This is a genomic window from Aeromonas sp. QDB11 (assembly GCF_027705265.1).
GTDB classification, from domain to species: domain Bacteria; phylum Pseudomonadota; class Gammaproteobacteria; order Enterobacterales; family Aeromonadaceae; genus Aeromonas; species Aeromonas allosaccharophila.
Genome location: NZ_JAPDBM010000187.1, coordinates 1 through 1,030, shown reverse-complemented (window position 1 = coordinate 1,030; position 1,030 = coordinate 1). Strand labels below are relative to the sequence as shown.

The following is a 1,030-nucleotide window of genomic DNA, read 5'->3' as shown; positions in this document are numbered from 1 at the left end:
CATATCTGGAAAAGGTATTGGATGCAGGGCTGGCTGAATTGAAGTCAATTTAACAATATGTTCACGCTCTCGCCCTGGTTGTGCACCTTGATTACTTCATATTTTGTCTCTACAGGTTTGTCATATTTATCATAAAATACAATAGTAACTAAATCGCATAATAGGCCATCTCCAGGTGCCACTAATACCTTCCGATTATGAAACTCTGTCAACCATTCAGGAACACGCATCTTAGCTGATATTTTTGTTTTCCCTTTAATAAAATCCCACATGGAGTTACCAATGAAATCTGCTTTTTTAATGATGAGAGTTTCTTTTGTTATATTGCTTCGAGTTGAATCCACGATTAGTAAATCAATGTCATCCTTTGTCAGTTTGAAATTTTTATTAAGCTTTACAGTATGCCCATTTGCTAAAACATATATATCATCATGAGCATTAAGCTTTCCTGATGCATCACTGATGGATGTATAAGATTTCAACAATCGATATCTGTTAAGGTCAAAGACATTCGGGAATTCTTCGAGTCTAAGCTCATCGGCTTTTCTATGAAGTTCATTTATAAGAGGGTCTAATTCATCTACATTTGTTATAGTATCTTTGTCTTTTATAAAAGTGATTAATCGTTCTGTACAATAGTTCATGAACCCAATGAATTTACTTTGCTTTTCATTAGGGATTTCACCGTCTATATTGATGGTGAGCCAAGATTTTATGGATCCTTCATTAATATCTGATAATAGAAGGAAAGGTCTGATTTCTGTATCTACTGCGTGTAAGACACTTTCGTGGAACTCTTCAACGCTACTAATTAGAAGACTCATGGAGTCAAAAACCCGTTGAGGTTTTTCAGAGTTTTTTTGAAAATCAATTTTCAAGCATATATTATTTTTGTATGAACTCTCTATTTGCATAAACGTAATCCATTTCAGCATTAGATGTATACATGAACACATGTACAGAACCTTAAGCGGCAAGCGAATTAATAATACCGTCTAACGTGTTGTTTTGCTTGGATTTTCTCTGCCTA

Annotated in this window: 1 protein-coding gene; it reads right to left on the bottom strand. The window is 34.4% G+C overall.

Annotated elements, in window-relative coordinates; translation table 11 throughout:
- Positions 1-44: 44 nt before the first annotated feature.
- A complete protein-coding gene (locus OKC40_RS22570) occupies positions 45-914 on the bottom strand; it encodes a hypothetical protein (protein WP_270797039.1) in 870 nt (289 codons plus the stop codon).
- Positions 915-1,030: the final 116 nt, after the last annotated feature.